This window comes from Dyella soli (assembly GCF_054482295.1).
In genome coordinates this window covers 272773-289642 of sequence record NZ_JBTFFU010000001.1, presented here as the reverse complement: position 1 = coordinate 289642, position 16870 = coordinate 272773, and the positions used below count along the sequence as shown (strand labels likewise).

The window sequence follows — 16870 nt, the reverse complement described above, 5'->3', positions numbered from 1 at the left end:
CTTGCAGGGTCGCGCTCCGCCCGAACCCTCATCCGCCTGCCGGCACCTTCTCCCGAAGGGAGAAGGGTTGCTTCGATGGAAGCTGCATCAGCCCCTCGCCGCCAATTCACGGGGTGAACTTGCTGCCCGCCTCGCGCAATTCACGGCGTGCCCTGGCCGAATGCAGGATGCCGTAGATGCCGATGACGATCCACGCCACCATCATCAGGAAGGCCGGCCAGTTCATCGACGCCACGCCAAACACCAGCGACAGCGCCACGCCGAGCGCACCCAGCACGTTCATCAACTGATAGACCAGCCCGTTGCCGTGCAGCTTGTGTGCCTGCAGCAGCAGGAAGGCGAGCAGCACCAGGACCACGCCGATATAGCCCGCCCAGTCATGCCATAAGAACGTCATCGCTTCTCACTCCTTTGGCGCAATGCCTCGAACAGCACAATGCCGGTCGCCACGGAGACATTGAGGCTCTCCATCATGCCAGGCATGGGAATCTTCGCCACGAAATCGCAGGTCTCGCGGGTCAGGCGCCGCATGCCCTCGCCTTCGCTGCCAAGCACCAGCGCCACCGGCCCCTTCATGTCGATGCTGTACACCGAGGTGTCGGTATCGCCGGCCAGGCCGGTGATCCACACGCCGGCATCCTTGAGCATGCGCAGCACCCGTGCCAGGTTGGTGGCGGCGATCAGCGGCACGCGATCGGCGCCGCCTGCGGAGGCCCTGCGCACCACCGGCGTCAGGCCCACGGCGCGATCCTTGGGCACGATGACGGCGGTGGCGCCCGCCGCCGCGGCACTGCGCAGGCAGGCGCCCAGGTTGTGTGGGTCGGTGATGCCGTCCAGCACCAGCACCAGCGCCTCCTGCCCCGCTGCCGTCAGCAGGTCGGGAAGGTCGTTCTCGCTGCCCAGCGGCGGCGCTTCATAGCGCGCGACGATGCCCTGGTGGCGCGCTTCGCCGGCAATCTTTTCCAGTTGTTCGCGCGGGCGGTGATGCACCGGGATGTTCAGCGCCTTGGCGCGGGTGGCCAGTTCCTGCACGCGCGCATTGCGCTGCCCCTGCTCGACCAGCAGCTCGCGCACGCGCGCCGCGTCGTTGCTCAGGGCCCCTTCGACCGGATTGATGCCGACGATCCAGCTCTCACTCATGACTTGCCTTTTTTCTTGCCGGCCCCGCGGGCCTTGGAGGTTGCCCTGGATGCGGCGTCCTTCATCGCCTTGAACCCGCCCTTCGCCGCCGTCTTGGCCTTGGAGAACATGCTCGTGCCGCTTGCCGGCTTCTTGCCGGCCACGGGCGCATCCTTCTTTGCCGCCCCCGTCGTTCGCGTGCTGGCAGCCGGCGCATTATCGCGCGGGCCGGCATGCGCCGTCGCCTTGCCGCCCTTGGGCAGCGAATAGCGTTCGCCAGCCGCCGCGTAGTCGTAGCGGCGCTCGCCGCGTGCCGGCGGCGGTGTCGCCGCACTGCGCGGCGCGACCAGGCGGAAATCGATCTTGCGATCCTCCAGGCTGGCGCGCAGCACCTGGATGCGCACATGGTCGCCCAGGCGGAACTGGACGCCGCTGCGCTCGCCCTTCAACAGGTGCCGCACCGGATCGAAGTGGTAGTAGTCATTGGAAAGCTGGCTGATGTGCACCAGCCCCGACACCTTCGATTCGTCCAGCTCCACGAACAGGCCGAACGAGGTGACGCCGGTGACAGTGCCCTCGAATTCGCTGCCCACATGCTTGGACATCCACGCGCACTTGAAGCGCTCATCCACGTCGCGCTCGGCTTCCTCGGCGCGGCGCTCACGCTGCGAGCAATGCACGGCCATGGCCGCCATCGCGCTGGGCGTATAGCTGTAGTCGCTCGGCTTGCCGCCGCTGATGGCGTAGCGGATCGCACGATGCACCAGCAGGTCCGGGTAACGGCGGATCGGCGAGGTGAAATGCGCATACGCTTCCAGCGCCAGGCCGAAGTGCCCGCGGTTGTCCGGCTGGTAGGCGGCCATGCTCTGCGAGCGCAGCAGCACCGACTGGATCAGCTCACGCTCGGGGCGGTCGTGCACCAGGCGCAACACGTCGGCGAAGTCGCCCGGGGTCACTTCCTCGACCGGCGGCATGCGCAGCTTGAACTCGCGCAGGAACTGCTGCAGGTCCTCGTATTTTTCCGCCGGCGGCGGCTCATGGGCGCGGAACAGCGCCGGGATCTTCTTCTTTTCCAGGAACAGCGCCGCCTGCACGTTGGCGGCGATCATGCATTCCTCGATCAGCTTGTGCGCATCGTTGCGCTCGGTGGCGCCCATGGATTCCACTTCGCCGCGCTGGTCGAGGCGGAATTTCACCTCCGGCGTTTCGAAATCGATCGCGCCACGGCGCTTGCGCTGCGCCGCCATCAATTTGTACAGCCCGTGCAGGTGCTCCAGCTGCGGCATCACGTCGGCCAGCTCGTGCCGTGCGTCGGCGTCCTCGAGGCCAATGGCCTGCCACACGCGGTCGTAGGTCAGGCGGGCGTGCGAACGCATCACCGCGTCGTAGAACCGGGAACGGACCACCACGCCCTCGGCATCGATCTGCATGTCGCAGACCATGCACAGGCGCTCGACCTTGGGATTGAGCGAGCAGATGCCATTGGACAGCGTCTCGGGCAGCATCGGCACCACGAAGCCCGGGAAATACGTCGACGTGCTGCGTTCGTACGCTTCGCGATCGAGCGCATTGCCCACCTTCACGTAATGCGACACGTCGGCAATCGCCACCACCAGGCGATAGCCACCGCCACGGCGCGGTTCGGCGTACACGGCGTCGTCGAAGTCGCGCGCATCGGCGCCATCGATCGTCACCAGCGGCAGCTTGCGCAGGTCGGTGCGTCCCTCGCGCTCCGCCGCGGTGACTTCCGGCTCGACCTGGGCGGCGTCGCGTATCACGGCGTCCGGCCAGTCGTGCGGCAAGTCATGGCTGGCGATGGCCATTTCCACCAGCAACGACGGCTGCAGGCGTTCGCCGAGCACGGCGCGAATGGCGCCCAGCGGCCCACGGTGCTGCGTCGGCGGATCGGTGATCTCGGCGACCACGATCTGGCCGGAGCGCGCGCCCATGTCCTGGCCCGGCGCGATCATCACGTCCTGGTGCAGGCGGCGGTCATCGGGCGCCACCAGGGTCACGCCGTTGTCCACCACCACGCGCCCAACCAGGCGCGGCGAGCGACGCTGCAGCACCTCGACGATGGCGCCCTGCTTGCGTCCGCGCCGGTCGATGCCGACCACGCTGGCCAGCACGCGATCGCCGTGCAGGACCATGCGCATCTGCTGCGGCGACAGGTACAGGTCATCGCCACCGCCATCCGGCCGCAGGAAGCCATAGCCTTCGGCATTGGCGAGCACCACGCCGGGAATCAGGTCCAGCTTCTGGGCGGGCGCATAGCCGCCGCGCCGTCCGAGCAGCAGCTGGCCATCGCGCACCATCGCGCCCAGGCGCTTGCGCAGCGCATTGAGATCGTATTCATCGGCCAGCGACAGCGCCTCGGCGATGCGCGCCTCGGTCAGCAGTTCGCCGCGCGACTCCAGCAATTCGAGGATCGCCTCGCGGCTCGGAATGGGGCGCTCGTAGCGCTGGGCCTCACGCTCGGCATGGCGATCGGCGACCTGGCCGACGGGCTTGCGCGAAGACGGGTCGATCGCGGAACGCTTGGCGCGGGGGGCGGCCTTTTTGGGTGCCGGGGAACCCTTCGGGGCGCCCTGTTTGCCGTCGCGCGGTTCTCTTTTTTTGGTCACGTCCTTGCCTTTTGTCGGATGTCGGATCGCGAATGCCGCGTTCCGATGAAAAATCGGTGAAAGAATAGTTGACAACCCACCGACACATGCCTAATCTACGCGGCTCACGCAGCCCAAAAAGCACAGCGTGACACCTGCCCAGGTGGCGGAATTGGTAGACGCACTAGTTTCAGGTACTAGCGGGTAAAACCGTGGAGGTTCGAGTCCTCTCCTGGGCACCAATTGTAGACGAAGCCCGCAGCGATGCGGGCTTTGTCGTTTCCGGGGTTTGGTGTTGTGCACCGACGCGACGGCTGGTCGCGCGGCGCGCCCGATCTGCCGCGCGCACGCTGCGCCTTGCGCAGCCCGCCGCAACGCGGCTTCACATCGACTTCACCGCGTCGCGCTCATCACAAGCCGCTGCGACCTTGCGCGCGCGCTCGCATGACAGCTGCATGCTAGGCTAACGATTCCAATCCAGGTACAGCCCTTCTGCCTCGCTGAGGTACGCATGGAATCGTCACCGGAGCTGGACCAAAAGCGTCGGGAACGGACGGCCTTCCTGCTGTTGACCGTAGCCCTGTTTCCCGCGCTCGCCGTGGCCATCATTGCCTCGTACGGATTCGCGGTGTGGATCTGGCAAATGTTCAGCGGCCCGCCCGGGAGTTGACCATGTCCTTCCGCCACGCGCCGCGCGCGCGTCCCCGCAAGCCTGCTGATCGCCACGTGCGCACCGATGGCACGGGGATGGCGTCGTGAGCGGCGAACAGCACATTTCCAGCCTGCTCGTCTGGCATCGGCACGAGGTCGCGCCGGCGCTTGAAGCCCTGGTGGAAACGCTGCCCGGGCTGGATATCGCCCTGCGTGGCGAAGGTCGCTGCGTGATCGTGTGCGAGACCGATGACCAGCGCGCACTGCTGGATCACATCGACGCGCTCCAGGCGCTGCACGGCGTCGTGAACGTGTCGCTGATCTATCACCACGTGGAGTCCCGCGCCGAGCTCGACGAGCCGGTTCGAGCAAGCCTTTCGCCTGAGAGGAGCTGACGTATGACCATGACGCGTCGGGAATTCATACGGAACACGGCCGTCGCCATGGCCGCCCACGTGGCGGGCATCGCCCTGCCGGCGGGTGCCACCAATGTGCTGCTCGAAGGCGACCTGACGCAGCTCAAATGGAGCAAGGCCCCCTGCCGCTTCTGCGGCACCGGCTGCGGCGTCAATGTCGCGGTCAAGAACGGCCGCGTCGTCGCCACCCATGGCGACCAGCTCGCCGAGGTCAATCGCGGGCTCAATTGCGTCAAGGGCTACTTCCTCTCCAAGATCATGTACGGCGCGGATCGACTCACCCAGCCGATGCTGCGCAAGAAGAACGGCGCCTATGCCAAGGACGGCGACTTCACGCCCGTCTCCTGGGACGAAGCCTTCGACCTGATGGCCGGACAGTTCAAGCGCGTGCTGAAGGAGAAAGGCCCGGGCGCCGTGGGCATGTTCGGCTCCGGCCAGTGGACCATCTGGGAAGGCTACGCCGCCAACAAGCTGTTCAAGGCGGGCTTCCGCAGCAACAACCTCGACCCAAACGCGCGCCATTGCATGGCTTCTGCCGTGATGGGCTTCATGCGCACGTTCGGCATGGATGAGCCGATGGGTTGCTACGACGACATCGAAGCCACCGACGCGTTCGTGCTGTGGGGCTCGAACATGGCCGAGATGCATCCCATCCTGTGGACACGCGTGACCGACCGGCGCCTGTCCAACCCGCACGTCAAGGTGGCGGTGTTGTCCACCTTCGAACATCGCAGCTTCGAGCTGGCCGACATCCCGATCGTGTTCACGCCACAGACGGACCTGGTGATCCTCAACTACATCGCCAACCACATCATCAAGACCGGCCGCGTCAACAAGGACTTCGTCAACCAGCACACGACCTTCAAGCGCGGCGTCACCGACATTGGCTATGGCCTGCGGCCGGACAATCCGCTGGAGGTGAAGGCGAAGAATGCCAAGGATCCCGGCGCCGGCGAGGCGATCGACCTCGAGCAGTTCGCCGCCTTCGTGGCGCCTTACACGCTGGAAAAGGCCGTGGAGATGACCGGCGTGGAAAAAGGCTGGCTGGAGCAGCTGGCCGAACTGTATGCCGATCCCAAGACCAAGGTGGTGTCGTTCTGGACCATGGGCTTCAACCAGCACACGCGTGGCGTGTGGGCCAACAACATGGTCTACAACCTGCACCTGCTCACCGGCAAGATCTCCACGCCGGGCAACAGCCCGTTCTCGCTGACCGGCCAGCCGTCCGCCTGCGGCACGGCGCGCGAAGTGGGCACCTTCAGCCATCGTCTTCCGGCCGACATGCTCGTGGCCAACCCCGAGCATCGAAAGCACGCCGAGGAAATCTGGAACATTCCCCACGGCATCATCCAGCCCAAGCCCGGCTTCCATGCCGTGGAACAGAACCGCAAGCTGCGCGATGGCGTGCTCAACGCCTATTGGGTGCAGGTGAACAACAACATGCAGGCCGGCGCGAACCTGATGCAGGAGACCTACCCCGGCTATCGCGACCCGCGCAATTTCATCGTCGTCTCCGACGCCTACCCCACCGTCACCGCGCAGGCAGCGGACCTGATCCTGCCCGCCGCGATGTGGGTGGAAAAGGAAGGCGCCTATGGCAACGCCGAACGGCGCACGCAGTTCTGGCATCAACTGGTGAAGGCCCCGGGCGAGGCGAAGTCGGACCTGTGGCAGCTGATGGAATTCTCCCGGCGCTTCACCACCGACGAATGCTGGCCGGCCGACATCCTGGCCGCCAACCCGCAGTTCAAGGGCAAGACGCTGTTCGACGTGCTGTTCAAGAACGGCAAGGTCGACAAGTTTCCGGCGTCGCAACTGGAAGCCGGCTACGACAACGACGAGTCGGCCGCGTTCGGTTTCTACGTGCAGAAGGGCCTGTTCGAGGAATATGCCGAGTTCGGCCGCGGCCACGGCCACGACCTCGCCGATTTCGACGCCTATCACCAGGCGCACGGCCTGCGCTGGCCGGTGGTCAACGGCCACGAGACGCGCTGGCGCTATCGCGAGGGCAGCGATCCTTACGTCAAGGCCGGCACTGGCTTCCAGTTCTATGGCAATCCGGACGGCCGCGCCGTGATCTGGGCGCTGCCCTACGAGCCGCCGCCCGAAGTGCCCGACGCCGAGTACGACCTGTGGCTGGCCACGGGTCGCGTGCTCGAGCACTGGCATTCGGGCTCCATGACCATGCGCGTGCCCGAGCTGTACCGGAGCTTCCCCGAGGCCGTGGTGTTCATGAATCCCGACGACGCCAAGTCACGCGGACTCAAGCGCGGCGATGAAGTGAAAGTGGTATCCCGCCGCGGCGAAATGCGTTCGCGCATCGAGACGCGCGGCCGCAACCGCATGCCGCCCGGCGTGGTGTTCGTGCCGTGGTTCGACGCCGGCCAACTGATCAACAAGGTCACGCTGGATGCGACTGACCCGATCTCCAAGCAAACCGACTACAAGAAGTGCGCGGTCAAGGTCATGGCCGTCTAGGAGGCCACCGGTATGCGCGACAAGCCTTTCCTCATCCTTGGCGGCATCGTCGTCCTGGTCGTCGCCATCGTGGCTTTTGCCGTGGGCGAAAAGATGGGTCGCGCGCCGGCACCGCACGCCGCGGTCGCGACGTCGGCCGCGACGAGTACGCCGCCGCCAGGCGCCCGGTCGGCACCCGCCGAGGAAGCGCCCGCCGGCGTCCAGATCGATGGCATCCGCCGCGGCGTTCCGGTGGACAAGGAGGGCGCGCCGCCGCTGCTGGCGCGGGTCGAGAACGCCGACATCAAGCGCAATCGCGCCTATCCGATGCAGCCGCCAACCATTCCCCACAGCATCGACAACTACCAGATCGACAAGAACTCCAATCGCTGCCTGCTCTGCCATGCGCGCGCCAATGCCGACAAGTTCCAGGCGCCCCCGGTCAGCGTGACCCATTACATGGATCGTGACGACCAGTTTCTCGCCACCATTTCCCCGCGCCGCTACTTCTGCAACCAGTGCCACGTGGTGCAGACCGACGCCAAACCGCTGGTGGCCAACACGTTCAAGGACGTCGACACCGTGCTCTCCGAAGCCAAGGAGCACTGACGATGTGGCAACGGATCAGGCAGTGGGCCATGGCGTTCTGGCACACGGTGCGCCGGCCAAGCATCCACTACAGCCTCGGCTTCCTCTCCCTGGGCGGTTTCATCGCCGGCCTCATTTTCTGGGGCGCGTTCAATACCGGCCTGGAAGCGACCAACACGGAAGCCTTCTGCACGGGTTGCCACGAGATGCGCGACAACGTGTTCCAGGAGCTGAAGACGACCATCCACTACAGCAGCCGTTCGGGTGTGCGCGCCACCTGCCCCGACTGCCACGTGCCGCACCACTGGACCGACAAGATCGCACGCAAGATGCAGGCCTCCGAGGAAGTGTGGGGCAAGATCTTCGGCACCGTGGATACGCGCGAGAAGTTCCTCGACCATCGCCTTGAACTGGCCGGGCACGAGTGGGCGCGACTGAAGGCCAACGACTCCCTCGAATGTCGCAATTGCCACAACTACACCTCGATGGATCTCACGCGCCAATCGACGCGGGCCGCCGAGATCCACAAGCGCTGGCTGGGCTCCGGGGAAAAGACCTGCATCGATTGCCACAAGGGCATCGCCCATCACCTGCCTGACATGACGGGGATTCCGCAGGGTTGAGGCCCGAGGCAAGGCGGCGTGCGGCCAGGCCCTTCACATTCTGTGCATTGCGGGGCTGCCGCAGGCGAGTAGCGTATCCGCTTGCGACGCAATGGCCGGCGTCATCCTCAGCCTGGTGACGCCCTGCGGGCCACTGCGCCGCAGGCCATGAACGGTACGGATTTACTGCTAGCGCGGTGTGTTCCACGGGGCCGGTGCAAGTTGACCTCGCTGGCGATGGCCGGCGCGCTGTGCGCGGGCCCGGTGCAGGCCGACGAGCATGCCTGGCATCTGGAACTCCAGGGCGAGCTCAGCTCCCCCACCGGTTGGGTGCAAGTACGCGAGAACGCCATCGAGGGCACGCGGCTGCATTTCGACCATGACCTCAACGTCAACCACATGCAGTCGATCCGTCTGCTGGCGTGGAAGCCGCTATCGGACGTGAGCGAGTTGCACTTCGGCTTTTCGACCAGCCAGCTGGACGGCAACGCCACCACCGAGGTGCCGGTGTACTACAACGGCACCACCATCGCGCCCGGGCGACTGGATACCGTCACGCGTTTCCAGGACTTCATCGCGTTCGATGCATCGTACTGGCATCGCCTGATGGATCTGGGTCAGGGCGGCCGCCTCTGGTGGAGCGCCGGGGCCACCTACGTGATGCTCAACTTCAAGCTCAGCGGCACCATCGCCGCTGACAGCGTGGGCAACGAACTCAAGGAAGATTTCTACGTGCAGGAGTTGCCGGTACCGGTGCTGGGCCTGCACTTGCGCTACCCGCTGACCGACGAGCTCCGCCTCACCGCCGATGGAAGCTGGGGCCGCCTGCCGTGGGTCAACAGCTTCCGCACCGAGGGCGGCGAAGTGCGGCTGGCGCAGACCAACTGGGAGGTCGTGCTGGGCCTCGAGTACGCGTTCTCACCGCACTGGAAGCTGGAGGGCTACGCCTTCCATCGCTACTTCGGCCAGGACGAGCGCAGCCACGAGGATGGCAACCAGATCCGCCTGGGCACCAATGGTGGCGGGCTTGGCGTCGACTACGAGTTCTGATCGCCGGCCATGATTCAGCGGCCGGGTGCGGGCTCGACGCGCGGCGGCCCTTTCAGTTCGATCATGTTGCCCTGCGGGTCGTAAAGGTAGATCGACGGGCCCTCGCCCCTGGCCCCGTAGCGCGAGCCGATCTCGCCCATGCGCACACCATGGGCCTTGAGGTGGGCGACGATGGCGTCCTCGTCGTAGTTTTCCACCCGCAGGCACAGGTGATCCATGTTGTGCCCTTCGGTGCCCGGCGCCGCCCCGCCGAGCCGGCCCAGCTTGCCGTCCAGCGCCACCAGGTCGATCAGCGCATCCCCTGCGCGCAGTTGCACCAGGCCGATCTCGTCCTGCCGCCGCTCCTCGCGGCAACCCAGCACCTCGCAATAGAAGCGCTGCAGGGCATCGATATCAAGCACGCGCAGCACAACGTGGTCGATCTGGGCGAGCTGGAACGGGGGTGGCTTCATGGGGGGTACTCGCCAGGCGGGGCCTCACATCTTAAGCCTGCTGAGACTTGCCCGGCACAACCACCAACAGGCCACCCCGACGGGCAGCCAAACCCGCCTCCGGGGCCTTATAATCGCTGTTTAGCGTGTGGTGGGAGAAGCGGCGCGAGCCGCTGCCGAAGGCGCAAAAGCCCGTAATCGCTCAGGCCCCATACCATCACCCGCACCAACACTCTGGAGAGACCGGTTCAATCCGGCGCCGAAGGGGCACGAAGCGCGAGCTTCCAAACTCTCAGGCAAAAGGACAGAGGGGCGCTACACGTGCGGCTTGCACGTCCGGCCGTTGTCGGCCAATTACGGACGCCCCTGTCATGAGTCAGAACGCCAATCCTTCCCTGCGTGACCTCGAACACCACGACGCTTTCATCGAGCGTCATATCGGCCCCAACGACGCCGAGATCGCGCAGATGCTGCGCGTGGTCGGCTATGACTCGCTGGAAGCGATGACCGATGCCATCGTGCCGGGCAAGATCAAGTCGCCGGCTCCGCTGGCCCTGCCCTCGCCGATCACCGAAGTGGAAGCGCTGGCCAAGATCCGCGCCATCGCCGACAAGAACCAGGTATTCCGCAGTTTCATTGGCCAGGGCTACTACGGCACGCTCACGCCCAACGTCATCCTGCGCAACATCCTGGAGAACCCGGCGTGGTACACGGCCTATACGCCGTACCAGGCGGAGATCTCGCAGGGCCGCATGGAAGCGCTGATCAATTTCCAGACCATGTGCGCCGACCTGACCGGCATGGAGATCGCCAACGCCTCCCTGCTGGACGAAGGCACCGCGGCGGCCGAGGCGATGACGCTGGCCAAGCGCTCGGCCAAGTCGAAGTCCAATACGTTCTTCGTCTCCAATGCCGTGCATCCGCAGACGCTGGAAGTGATCAAGACCCGCGCCGAAGCGATGGGCATCGACCTGCACATCGGTGCCGACAGCGAGGCCGGCAGCGTCGAGAGCTACGGCGTGCTGCTGCAGTACCCGAATACCTTCGGCCAGGTCAACGACTACAAGGCACTGGCCGATGGCGTGCACGCGCGCCACGGCGTGGTCTGCGTGGCCACCGACCTGCTCGCGCTGACCCTGATCGCCGCGCCGGGCGAATGGGGCGCCGACATCGTGGTCGGCAACACCCAGCGCTTTGGCGTGCCGTTCGGATTCGGCGGCCCGCACGCTGCCTTCATGGCCTGTCGCGACAGCTACAAGCGCTCGATGCCGGGCCGCCTGATCGGCGTGTCGATCGACGCCGAAGGCAAGCCGGCCTACCGCCTCACGCTGCAGACGCGCGAGCAGCACATCCGCCGCGAGAAGGCCACTTCCAACATCTGTACCGCGCAGGTGCTGCTGGCGGTGATGGCCAGCATGTACGCCGTGTACCACGGTCCGGAAGGGCTGGTACGCATCGCCCGTCGCACGCATCGCCTCGCCGCGATCCTCGCCGGCGCGCTGCGTGACGCCGGCGTCACGGTTGGTCCGGACTTCTTCGACACCCTGCACGTGGTCAATGTCGACGCCGCCGCTCTTCATGCGAAGGCCCGCGCCGCCGGCATCAACCTGCGCCAGATCGACGCCGGCAGCGTCGGCATCAGCCTGGATGAAACCACCACGCGCGCCGACGTGATCGCGCTGGCCGCGGTGTTCGGCGCCACGATCAGCGACATCGACGCGCTCGACGCCAAGACCGGTGATGCCCTGCCCGCCGGCCTGCAGCGCAAGAGCCGTTTCCTCACCCATCCGGCCTTCAACACGCACCACAGCGAGCATGAACTGCTGCGCTACATGCGTTCGCTGGCCGACAAGGATCTGGCGATGGATCGCACCATGATCCCGCTGGGCAGTTGCACCATGAAGCTCAACGCCACCGCCGAGATGATCCCGGTGACGTGGCCGGAGTTCGCCAACATCCATCCGCTCGCTCCGGCCGACCAGGCCACCGGCTACAAGCAGCTGATCGACGAGCTGGAAGCGATGCTGGTGGAGTGCACCGGCTACGACGCCGTCAGCCTGCAGCCGAACTCCGGCGCCCAGGGCGAATACGCCGGCCTGCTGGCGATCCGTGCCTACCACCGCTCGCGCGGCGAAGGCCATCGCGACATCTGCCTGATCCCCGAATCGGCCCACGGCACCAACCCGGCCTCCGCGCAGATGTGCGGCATGCAGGTGGTGGTGACCAAGTGCGACGCCAACGGCAACGTGGACGTCGCCGACATCAAGCGCGCCGCCGAGAAGTTCAGCGACCGCCTTGCCGCGCTGATGATCACCTACCCGTCCACGCACGGCGTGTTCGAGGAAGACATCGTCAGGATCTGCGAGATCGTCCACGAGCACGGCGGCCAGGTGTACACCGACGGCGCCAACATGAACGCGCTGGTCGGCGTGGCCAAGCCGGGCAAGTGGGGTTCGGACGTGTCGCACCTCAACCTGCACAAGACCTTCTGCATTCCGCACGGCGGCGGCGGCCCGGGCGTGGGTCCGTGCGCAGTGAAGTCGCATTTGGCGCCCTTCCTCCCGCGCACGTTCGGCGGTGAAGGCGACGTGGGCATGGTCAGCGCCGCCAGCTTCGGCTCCGCCTCGATCCTGCCGATCAGCTGGATGTACATCACCATGATGGGCGCCAGCGGCCTGCGCCGCGCCACCCAGGTGGCGCTGCTCAACGCCAACTACATCGCCAGGCGCCTGGCACCGCACTACGAGACGCTCTACACCGGCCGCAACGGCCTGGTGGCGCATGAGTGCATCCTCGACCTGCGCCCGCTCAAGGACGCCACCGGCATCGGCGCCGAAGACGTGGCCAAACGCCTGATCGACTTCGGCTTCCACGCGCCGACGCTGAGCTTCCCGGTGGCCGGCACGCTGATGGTGGAGCCGACCGAAAGCGAATCGCAGTACGAGCTCGATCGCTTCATCGACGCCATGATCCAGATCCGCGACGAGATCCGTGCCGTCGACGAAGGCAAGCTCGACCGCGAGGACAACCCGCTCAAGCACGCCCCGCACACCGCCGTGATGGTGTCGGCTTCCACCTGGACCCACGCCTACACGCGTGAGCTGGCCGCGTTCCCGCTGCCCAGCCTGAAGTTCCAGAAGTACTGGTCGCCGGTGGCCCGCGTGGACAACGTCTACGGCGACAAGAACGTGTTCTGCAGCTGCGTGCCGGTCGAAGCGTTCAAGGGCGAGATCGAAGCGTTCAGCGAGCCGAACGTGGCGTAACCCACCCGCTTCGCCCCGATAGTCGAAAGGCCCCCGCGAGGGGGCCTTTTTTCTGGCGTCGTGCGCAGCCGGATGGCCAGGCCTGGCCCCGCCATCCACCTGCATTCGCGGTAAGACAACGTTGTCATGCAAGGCTCGCTCATGACGCGAAGACGTCCAGACGTCTGAATCGGTCTAGTCGCGGCGCACCATGGCAAACCACCAGCAATCACCGGGCAAGAAGGCTTGTTCGCGCTGCAATGCACGAAAAACACGCCGCATGGCGGCATATAGCCATCCGTCCATATCGACGACACTCGGGCTCCGAATTCACAACGGCGGTCACGGTTTGCGCGGTCCTTTGAGGACAACGTTGTCAGGAGTGGACACGAAGTGACCTCGCAATGACTCCGGCAAGTCATCGCATGCACGGATGCATGGGGACGCCCGCTGCCGATCGGATATCGGCCAGTCGCCAGGGAACCAATCCGCCTCAGTGATGCAACACAACCAGGAGACGCTTCCATGCACGTGAAGAAGTCGGTTGTTTGGTTACGCACGGCACTCAACGCGATCGGCACCACCGCGGGTGGCGCCATGGCCATGAGCCTGATGACGCTGGCCCCCGTCCAGGCCGTCCACGCCACCCCTACCTGCGCGGCGGCGTGGAGCGCCACCGCCGTCTATACCGGCGGCATGACCGCCAGCGAGAACGGCACCAACTATGTCGCCAACTGGTGGACGCAGGGCAATGATCCGGCCACCAACAACGGCGGCTCCGGTTCGGGCCAGCCGTGGACGTCGCAAGGCGCCTGCACGGGCGGCACGTCCGGCGGTGGCGGCACCGGAGGCGGCGGTACCGGCGGCGGTGGCGGCCCGACGAATCCGCCTGGCACCGGCGCGCACCTGGTGTTCAGTCCCTACAAGGACGTGACCATCAACCTCAACTGGAACACCAACGTCATGCAGACCGCGGCGGCGACGGGCTCGTCGATTCCCGTGGTCGGCAGCGGCAGCCTCAAGTCCAGCTACGTGACCAACCTCGGTGCCATCACCCTCGCCTTTGCCACCGGCGAATGCGGCAGCGAGAACTGGGGTGGCGTCCCGGGTGCCAGTTTCGCCAGCGCCAATGTTTCTGCGCTCTCCAATGCGGGCGTGTCCTACGTGGTCTCCACCGGCGGCCAGGCGGGCAGCTTCACCTGCGGCAGCACGGCGAACTTCGCCACGTTCCTGTCGCGCTACATGTCGCCGCAGATGGTGGGCGTGGACTTCGACATCGAAGGCGGCCAGTCGCAGGCGACCATCAACAACCTGGTGGCTGCCGCCGTGTACGGCCAGTCGCTGTATCCCAACCTGCGCTTCTCCTTCACGCTCGCCACGCTGGGGGCGTCGGACGGCAGCTACGGTGGCGTGAACAGCCTGGGCGACATGGTTGTGCGGGCCATCAAGGCCTCGTCGCTCACCAACTACACCATCAACCTGATGACCATGGACTACGGCTCGTCGGCCACCTCGTACTTGTGCGTGGTATCGGGCAGCAGCTGCGACATGGGCCAGTCGGCCATCCAGGCGGTGAAGAACCTCGAGCACACCTATGGCATCTCGCCGAACAAGATCGAGATCACCCCGATGATCGGCATGAACGACGCATCGAGCGAGAACTTCACCATCGCCAATGCCGACGCGATCACGACCTACGCGGTGGCCAACGGCCTCGCCGGCATCCACTTCTGGTCGCTCGACCGCGACACGCCGTGCAACCAGAGCTATGCCTCGCCGACCTGCAACTCGGTGCCGTCCAGCACGCCGCTGCAGTACACCAAACGCTTCCTCAGCGACCTGGGACGCTGAACGGCCGCGCGCGAACCGGCATCACGCCTCCGGTTCGCGTGTTCCATTCCGTCCCTCGGAAAAACAAAAGCCCCGCTCGAAAGCGGGGCTTTTGTCATCTCGACGTCTGCACGAACGATCAGGCGAACGGATCGTCCAGCACGATGGTGTCATCGCGGTCGGCGCCGGTGGCGACGAGCGAGAGCTTGCAGCCGGACAGTTCTTCCACGGCGCGCAGGTAGGCGCGGGCGGCGGCGGGGAGCTTGTCCCACTCGCGGATGCCGGCGGTGGATTCCTCCCAGCCCGGGAACTCCAGGTACACCGGCTTGCACTCGGCCCAGCCATCCGCATCGAGCGGGGCCAGTTCACGACGCTTGCCGCGGTATTCGTAGGCGATGCAGACCTTGATGGTCGGCAGGCCGTCGAGCACGTCGAGCTTGGTGATGGCCAGGCCGTTGATGCCGTTGATCTGCACGGCGCGCTTGAGCGCGACCAGGTCGATCCAGCCGCAGCGGCGCGGACGGCCGGTGCTGGCGCCGAACTCGTTGCCGACCTTGCGCAGGCGCTCGCCCATCTCGTCCTCGAGCTCGGTCGGGAACGGACCGCCGCCGACGCGCGTGGCGTAGGCCTTGCAGATGCCCAGCACGTAGTCGATGTCGCCCGCGCCCACGCCGGTGCCGGCGAGCGCGCCGCCCACGGTGGTGTTGGACGAGGTCACGTACGGGTAGGTGCCGTGGTCGATGTCGAGCAGCGCGCCCTGCGCGCCTTCGTACAGGATGTGTCCGCCTTCCTTGCGCACGTCGTGCAGGATGGTGGCGACGTCGTCGACCATCGGGCGGATGAACTCGCCATAGGCCAGCGCGTCGTCCAGCACCGTCTGGAAGTCGACCGGCTCGGCCTTCAGCCACTGGGTGAGGATGAAGTTGTGGTACTCCACCGCCGCCTTGACCTTCTCCGGCAGCTCGTGCGGATACATCAGGTCGGCCACGCGCACGCTGCGGCGGGCCACCTTGTCCTCATACGCCGGGCCGATGCCGCGGCCGGTGGTGCCGATGGCCGACTTGCCTGCGGCGATCTCGCGCGCCTTATCGACGGCGATGTGGTACGGCATGATCAGCGGCGTGGCCGGGCTGATCTTCAGGCGCGAGCGCACTTCCACGCCCTGCGCCTCCAGCTCTTCGATTTCCTGCTTGAGCGCCTGCGGCGACAGCACCACGCCATTGCCGATCAGGCACAGCGCATCATCGCGCAGGATGCCCGAGGGGATCAGGTGCAGCACGGTCTTCTTGCCCTTGATCACCAACGTGTGGCCGGCGTTGTGGCCGCCCTGGAAACGCGCCACGGCCTGGACCCGCTCGGTCAGAAGGTCGACGATCTTGCCCTTGCCTTCGTCGCCCCACTGGGCACCTAGGATGACTACTGACTTGCCCATGATCTTGCTCTCGCTAATTTGAAAATCGGATGCCCCGAAGGGCAGCAAACAGACCGAAGCCTCCATCCGTCATTCCCGCGAGGGCGGGAATCCAGCGCCGTTCAGGTCACTGGGTCACTCGCTAGCACCCGCCCCTGCCCGGGGCCGCCCTTGCGGGCGTTCTGCGTGCGTCGCGCGTGTCCTGCCGGTGCAGGGACGACGCCGAGGCTCCATGGAAAATCCCGATGGCTTCAAGCGGCCCATCCGCCGCATCAATTCAATGCATCAACTGCAGCGTTACCAGCCCGATCCCGATCGCGGCGGCGCCAAACAGCCGCAGCGTGCGCGGCTTCAGTTTCACCGCCTCTCGCATGGTCGCCTGCCAGCCACGGGGCGCGGCAAACAGCACCAGGCCCTCGATCACCAGCATCAGGCACAACGCTGCCACCAGTTCACGCGACATCGCCCCT

General features: G+C 66.0%; 14 protein-coding genes, 1 tRNA gene and 1 riboswitch. Of the genes, 9 read left to right on the top strand and 6 right to left on the bottom strand.

The annotated features are described in order from the left end of the window. Positions 1 to 106: 106 nt before the first annotated feature. The 3 genes from ACXU4B_RS01340 to rnr are packed head-to-tail and all read right to left on the bottom strand — an operon-like array spanning position 107 to position 3743. A complete protein-coding gene (locus tag ACXU4B_RS01340; RefSeq protein ID WP_131407028.1) occupies positions 107 to 397 on the bottom strand; it encodes a CBU_0592 family membrane protein in 291 nt (96 codons plus the stop codon). Further along, positions 394 to 1140, bottom strand: coding sequence for a 23S rRNA (guanosine(2251)-2'-O)-methyltransferase RlmB (rlmB, locus tag ACXU4B_RS01335; protein ID WP_131407026.1), 747 nt, complete (start codon positions 1138 to 1140; stop codon positions 394 to 396). The genes ACXU4B_RS01340 and rlmB overlap by 4 nt, the downstream gene beginning before the upstream one ends. Then, positions 1137 to 3743 (bottom strand): ribonuclease R, encoded by a 2607-nt coding sequence (gene rnr / locus ACXU4B_RS01330; RefSeq protein WP_131407024.1) that lies wholly within the window; start codon positions 3741 to 3743, stop codon positions 1137 to 1139. The genes rlmB and rnr overlap by 4 nt, the downstream gene beginning before the upstream one ends. 136 nt (positions 3744 to 3879) lie before the next feature. Here rnr and ACXU4B_RS01325 point away from each other — a divergent pair. The 7 genes from ACXU4B_RS01325 (at position 3880) to ACXU4B_RS01295 (ending at position 9486) form a co-directional block, all read left to right on the top strand. Next, positions 3880 to 3964: transfer RNA gene (locus ACXU4B_RS01325), tRNA-Leu, on the top strand. Positions 3965 to 4233: 269 nt separating this feature from the next. Further along, on the top strand, positions 4234 to 4392 hold the full coding sequence (gene napE, locus ACXU4B_RS01320; protein WP_131407022.1) for a periplasmic nitrate reductase, NapE protein: 159 nt from the start codon (positions 4234 to 4236) through the stop codon (positions 4390 to 4392). 85 nt (positions 4393 to 4477) lie between these two features. Further along, positions 4478 to 4768: a chaperone NapD gene (locus tag ACXU4B_RS01315; protein WP_240733981.1), complete on the top strand. Its 291-nt coding sequence runs from the start codon at positions 4478 to 4480 to the stop codon at positions 4766 to 4768. Between the two features lie 3 nt (positions 4769 to 4771). Beyond that, complete coding sequence (gene napA, locus ACXU4B_RS01310) at positions 4772 to 7267, top strand: periplasmic nitrate reductase subunit alpha (RefSeq protein WP_131407020.1); 2496 nt, start codon at positions 4772 to 4774, stop codon at positions 7265 to 7267. A 12-nt stretch (positions 7268 to 7279) separates the two neighbouring features. Next, positions 7280 to 7855, top strand: a complete 576-nt coding sequence (locus ACXU4B_RS01305; RefSeq protein WP_131407018.1) for a nitrate reductase cytochrome c-type subunit — start codon at positions 7280 to 7282, stop codon at positions 7853 to 7855. Positions 7856 to 7857: 2 nt separating this feature from the next. Beyond that, entirely contained in the window at positions 7858 to 8457 is a 600-nt protein-coding gene (locus ACXU4B_RS01300; protein ID WP_131407016.1) for a NapC/NirT family cytochrome c, read from the top strand. Between the two features lie 201 nt (positions 8458 to 8658). Further along, positions 8659 to 9486, top strand: coding sequence for a hypothetical protein (locus ACXU4B_RS01295; protein ID WP_131407014.1), 828 nt, complete (start codon positions 8659 to 8661; stop codon positions 9484 to 9486). 14 nt (positions 9487 to 9500) lie between these two features. Here ACXU4B_RS01295 and ACXU4B_RS01290 read toward each other — a convergent pair whose 3' ends face one another. Beyond that, positions 9501 to 9938, bottom strand: coding sequence for a VOC family protein (locus ACXU4B_RS01290; protein ID WP_131407012.1), 438 nt, complete (start codon positions 9936 to 9938; stop codon positions 9501 to 9503). 203 nt (positions 9939 to 10141) lie between these two features. After that, positions 10142 to 10235: riboswitch (glycine riboswitch) on the top strand. A gap of 53 nt (positions 10236 to 10288) precedes the next feature. Between ACXU4B_RS01290 and gcvP the strand changes: the two genes are divergently transcribed. Both gcvP and ACXU4B_RS01280 read left to right on the top strand, forming a co-directional pair. Continuing rightward, on the top strand, positions 10289 to 13180 hold the full coding sequence (gene gcvP, locus ACXU4B_RS01285; protein ID WP_131407010.1) for an aminomethyl-transferring glycine dehydrogenase: 2892 nt from the start codon (positions 10289 to 10291) through the stop codon (positions 13178 to 13180). A gap of 504 nt (positions 13181 to 13684) precedes the next feature. Then, on the top strand, positions 13685 to 15010 hold the full coding sequence (locus tag ACXU4B_RS01280) for a carbohydrate-binding protein (RefSeq protein WP_131407008.1): 1326 nt from the start codon (positions 13685 to 13687) through the stop codon (positions 15008 to 15010). A 118-nt stretch (positions 15011 to 15128) separates the two neighbouring features. On the opposite strand, the gene ACXU4B_RS01275 is transcribed toward ACXU4B_RS01280, so the two are convergent. Further along, positions 15129 to 16421: an adenylosuccinate synthase gene (locus ACXU4B_RS01275; RefSeq protein WP_131407006.1), complete on the bottom strand. Its 1293-nt coding sequence runs from the start codon at positions 16419 to 16421 to the stop codon at positions 15129 to 15131. 256 nt (positions 16422 to 16677) lie between these two features. Then, positions 16678 to 16863 (bottom strand): DUF2065 domain-containing protein, encoded by a 186-nt coding sequence (locus ACXU4B_RS01270; protein ID WP_131407004.1) that lies wholly within the window; start codon positions 16861 to 16863, stop codon positions 16678 to 16680. Positions 16864 to 16870: the final 7 nt, after the last annotated feature.